This window comes from Rhodopseudomonas sp. B29 (assembly GCF_000333455.1).
In the GTDB taxonomy this organism is placed as follows: domain Bacteria; phylum Pseudomonadota; class Alphaproteobacteria; order Rhizobiales; family Xanthobacteraceae; genus Rhodopseudomonas.
In genome coordinates this window covers 1-4,543 of record NZ_BADD01000632.1, presented here as the reverse complement: position 1 = coordinate 4,543, position 4,543 = coordinate 1, and the positions used below count along the sequence as shown (strand labels likewise).

Annotated in this window: 5 protein-coding genes; 3 read left to right on the top strand and 2 right to left on the bottom strand. The window is 64.7% G+C overall.

From position 1 onward, the window contains the following. Positions 1-192 precede the first annotated feature (192 nt). Positions 193-951 carry a sulfite exporter TauE/SafE family protein gene (locus I5M_RS22735; protein ID WP_022723506.1) on the top strand — a complete coding sequence of 253 codons (759 nt, stop codon included), beginning with the start codon at positions 193-195 and terminating at the stop codon, positions 949-951. A 215-nt stretch (positions 952-1,166) separates the two neighbouring features. On the opposite strand, the gene ccoG is transcribed toward I5M_RS22735, so the two are convergent. Together ccoG and I5M_RS22720 are read right to left on the bottom strand one after the other, a co-directional pair. After that, entirely contained in the window at positions 1,167-2,609 is a 1,443-nt protein-coding gene (gene ccoG, locus I5M_RS22730) for a cytochrome c oxidase accessory protein CcoG (RefSeq protein WP_022723505.1), read from the bottom strand. A 114-nt stretch (positions 2,610-2,723) separates the two neighbouring features. Beyond that, positions 2,724-2,924: a hypothetical protein gene (locus I5M_RS22720; RefSeq protein ID WP_022723504.1), complete on the bottom strand. Its 201-nt coding sequence runs from the start codon at positions 2,922-2,924 to the stop codon at positions 2,724-2,726. Positions 2,925-3,190: 266 nt separating this feature from the next. Here I5M_RS22720 and I5M_RS22715 point away from each other — a divergent pair, with 266 nt between their 5' ends. Next, positions 3,191-3,766, top strand: coding sequence for a PadR family transcriptional regulator (locus I5M_RS22715; RefSeq protein WP_022723503.1), 576 nt, complete (start codon positions 3,191-3,193; stop codon positions 3,764-3,766). 56 nt (positions 3,767-3,822) lie between these two features. Further along, complete coding sequence (petA, locus tag I5M_RS22710; RefSeq protein WP_022723502.1) at positions 3,823-4,356, top strand: ubiquinol-cytochrome c reductase iron-sulfur subunit; 534 nt, start codon at positions 3,823-3,825, stop codon at positions 4,354-4,356. The last annotated feature ends 187 nt before the right edge of the window (positions 4,357-4,543 follow it).

Sequence of the window (4,543 nt, the reverse complement as noted above, 5' to 3'; positions counted from 1 at the left end):
CCGCTGTTGCTCATCAATGTTTCTCCCTGCCGCGCCTGTGTCCGGCGTCTTGCGGGAATTGTGGGCGAGTTCCCAAGCCTGTGCAAGCCGTGCAGGCCGGCCTGCATCGGAAGGGTTTGGCGTCGGCGATGCGGCGCGATAGGAAGAGGGGCGCCGCGTCCGCGGTCAGCCGCTCCCCACCCGGATCATTCCTTGTCGATCATCCTCGATCCCTGGTTCTACGCCGCCGCCGTGCCGGCGGTGATCATCCTCGGCCTCGCCAAAGGCGGCTTCACCGGCGTCGGCATCGCGGCGACGCCGCTGCTGGCGCTGTATCTGCCGCCGCTCGAAGCCGCGGCGCTGCTGCTGCCGGTGCTGATCAGCCAGGATCTGATCTCGCTCTACGTGTATCGCCGGCACTGGGATGGCGAAAATCTGAAGATCATGTTGCCGGGCGCGCTGGTCGGCATGGCGCTGGCATGGTGGACCGCCTCGATCGTGTCCGACGATGCGGTGCGGATCATCGTCGGCAGCGTCGGTTTGATCTTCGTGCTCAACATGGCGCTGCGGCCGGATCTGCATGTGACGAAGCATTCGCGGCCGGCTGGGCTGTTCTGGGGCGCGGTGTCGGGCTTCACCTCGTTCATGACGCAGGGCGGCGGCCCGCCGTTCCAGGTCTATGTGCTGCCGCAGCGGTTGCCCAAGCTGGTGTTCGTCGGCACAACCACGATCTTCTTCGCCATCATCAATGCGCTGAAGATCGGCCCCTATCTGGCGCTCGGCAATTTCACCACCGCCGATATCGGCACCTCGATCGCGCTGCTGCCGCTCGCCGCGGTGGCCAATCTCGGCGGCATCTGGCTGGTCAAGCACATGCCGACCGAGCTGTTCTATCGGCTCGCCTACATCCTGCTGTTCGGCGTGTCGGTCGCCCTGCTGATTCAGGGCGGCTCGCATCTGTTGCTGCGGTAGCTCTCTTGTCGTTCGATCGTCGTTGCCGGCTTGCCATAGGCACTGAGTCCTCATCCTGAGGAGCCGCGGCGTAGCCCGCAGGGCGAAGCCGCTGCGTCTCGAAGGATGAGGCCACGGGTGCCTGCGGTCCATGGTTCGAGACGGCGCTTCGCGCCTCCTCACCATGAGGTCATACGTGTAGTAACGCTCTGGAAGGAGAACGTCTGCGTCGCTTATTATTTCGTCGTCGGCGGCACGAAGTGATCTGTCGCTGACGAACCCTCGCCGGTCGCCGGATCAGTCACAGTAAAGCGGATGCCGGTCGAGGTGGCCGGCACCTTGTCGGCCGGCACCGCGACGGTCATGCGCAGTTCTCGCGTCTGATCCTGGCCGACGTCGACGTCGATGTGATCCGCCAGGTCCGGCGTCAGGCCGATCGCCTGCAGGGTGGCGCCCGGTACACCGTCGATCGCCACCACCATCTTCCGGGCGAACGGCCGCTTGTTGAGCAGACGGATGGTGTAGTCGTTGCGCACCCCGCCGTCGGACAGCTGCACGAACAGCGGGTTGCGTTCGTGCAACACATTGATGTCGAGCGAGCCGCGCAGCGCCAGCGCGGTGACCATCACGGCGCCCACCACCACGATCAGCGCCGAATACATCAGTGTGCGGGCGCGGATCGGCCGGTACACCGAAGGCTTGCCATCGAGCCGGCGCTGGATGTTGATGTCTGTGTCGTAGGCGATCAGTCCGGTCGGGCGGCCGACCTGTTCCATCACATGGGTGCAGGCGTCGATGCACAGGCCGCATTGCACGCAGCCGAGCTGCAGCCCATCGCGGATGTCGACGCCGGTCGGGCACACCGCGACGCATTGGTGGCAGTCGATGCAGTCGCCGACCTTCTCGTCGTGAGCGCGGTGCTGCTCGGCCTTCTTGATCGACATCCGCGGCTCGCCGCGGTCGTAGCGATAGGTGACGTTGAGAGCCCATTCGTCGGTCAGCGCCGCCTGGATGCGCGGCCACGGGCACATATAGATGCAGACCTGCTCGCGCATGAAGCCGGCGAGCGTATAGGTGGTCGCGGTCAGGATGCCGATCCAAACATAGGCAACCATCGGCGCGTCGAAAGTGACGAGCTGTTTCACCAGCGTCGGCGCGTCGGCGAAGTACAGCACCCAGGCGCCGCCGGTCCACCAGGCAATCATCAACCAGACGAAGTGCTTTGCGACGATCTCTCCGGCGCGGCGCAGCGTCAAGCCGCGCTTGTCCTTGAGCATGCGGTCGCGGCGGTCGCCTTCGATGAAGCGTTCGACCGCGTAGAACAGATCGGTCCACACCGTCTGCGGGCACAGATAGCCGCACCACAGCCGGCCGGCCACCGCGTTCATCAGGAACAGCGTGAAGGCGGCGAGGATCAACAGGCCGGTGAAATAATAGACTTCCTGCGGCCACAGCTCGATGAAGAAGAAATAGAACCGCCGCGCCGGCAGATCGATCAGCACTGCCTGGTCGGGCAGGCCGGGGCCGCGATGCCAGCGCAGGAACGGCGTGAAGTAGTAGATCGACAGTGTGATCGCGAGCAGCGTCCATTTGATCCGGCGAAAGCGGCCGTGCACCGCCTGCGGATAAACCTTGGTGCGGGCCGCATAGAGCGGGCCCTCGATATTGGTCTCGGTCATGGGATGCTTTCGCGAACGGCGCAGACGACCGGCCGCTCGGGCGGACCGGTCGGTTCACATCGGAGGGAGATTAGGGGAAACGGGCGCCGCGCGATACGCCGCCCGCAAGGCCGCTCAGTGACCAGCCGGCCGCGCGATGGCGCGCGCCACCAGGAACGACACCGGCATCGCCAGCACGAAGCCGAGCGCCACGGCGCGCGGGATCCACTGCATGGCTTGCTCGGACAGGTCGGGGATAGCCAGCACCGCCACCACCAGCATGCCGGCGAGCGTGGCGCCGCCGATGATCCAAATAATCATCGCAATCTTGATCATGGCTGTCCTCCTGCGGTTCGGTGCCGCCGCACAATGCGGTAATTCATCCGAACATCTGAATGTTTCAAAACGATATATTTTGCCGTGCTGTCCACTTTGATTTGCATCAATCAGCGGTATCGTAGAAATGCCTGTGACACAGTCATTTCTATACCATGGCACCGCTACAGAGCTGGGTGACGAAATAATCGCGGCTTGACCAAAGATATATCTTTACGCCGGTTGATCGACTGACTACGTGCTTCATGGGTTCAACGGAGAGCCACATGGACGCGATCGAAGGCGGCGGACGGCGATGCGGCTTCGGCATGCCGGGCTGCCGCTGGGCCAAGCGCAGCGGCCGCGGCAATGGCGAGCTGATGCGCGCTGGCCGCATGCTGGCGCAGGGCGATCTCAAGCTGATCGCGCTGGCGCTGATCGGCGAGCAGCCGCGCCACGGCTACGACATCATCAAGATGATCGAGGAGAAGGCCGCCGGCTTCTACGCGCCGTCGCCCGGCGTGGTGTATCCGACGCTGACCTATCTGGAAGAGATCGGCCACGTTGTGGCCCAGCCGGAAGGCACCAAGAAACTCTACGTGATCACCGATGACGGCCGCGACTATCTCGCGGCCAATCGCGCGCTGGCGGATGCGGTGTTCGATCGCCTCGCCGCGTTCGGCGACACCATGCGGCAGCAGAACGGCGAGACCACCGAGGGCGGCGAGTTGCCGCCGCTGCTCCGCGCCGCGCTCGACAATCTGCGCGAGGTCGTCGTGCGGCAGTTCGTCAAGGATGCCGACAACGAAGCCGAGCTGGTGGCGATCCTCGCCCGCGCCGCAGGCGACCTGCGGAAGATATGAAGAGACTTAGTCCGGCCGCGCGGCGCTTGCCGCCTGGCCAACATCAGGAGACCGATATGACCGCAATCACTACTCAGGAGCCCAACCGGCGCGACGTGCTGTTTCTCGCCACCGGCGCCATCGCGACGGTCGGCGCCGCCGCCGTAGTGTGGCCGTTCGTGGCGCAGCTCAGCCCCGATGCCGGCACGGTGGCGGCCGGCTTCCCGCTCGAGGTCGACCTCGCCCCCGTGGCCGAAGGCCAGGTCATCAAGGTGTTCTGGCGTGGTCAGCCGATCTTCATCAGCCATCGCACACCGAAGGAGATCGAGTCGGCGCAGACGGCCGACTGGAAGTCGATGCGCGACCCGCAGCCAGACTCCGAGCGCGTCAAGCCCGGCAAGGAGCAGTGGCTCATCGTGTCGGCGATCTGCACCCATCTGGGTTGCGTGCCGAACGAGCACGAAGGCAATTACGACGGCTGGCTGTGCCATTGCCACGGCTCGCAATACGACGCCTCCGGTCGCATCCGCCTCGGCCCCGCGCCCGCCAACCTGCCGCTGGTGCCGTACAAATTCGCCACTGATACGCAGATCGTGATCGGAGAGACGTGAGTCTGAAGTCCCGCAAAGGCCGTCATGCGCGGGCTCGACCCGCGCATCCATCGTCCGCGCGAGCGGAAGAAAAGCGAGTCTCGCGAAGAGGGATGGATTGCCGGGTCAAGCCCGGCAATGACGGCCATTTGTAGTTTGCGCCTGCGCGCAACTGAAGCGGCCGAAAGCCCTTTTTCGCATATCAAGA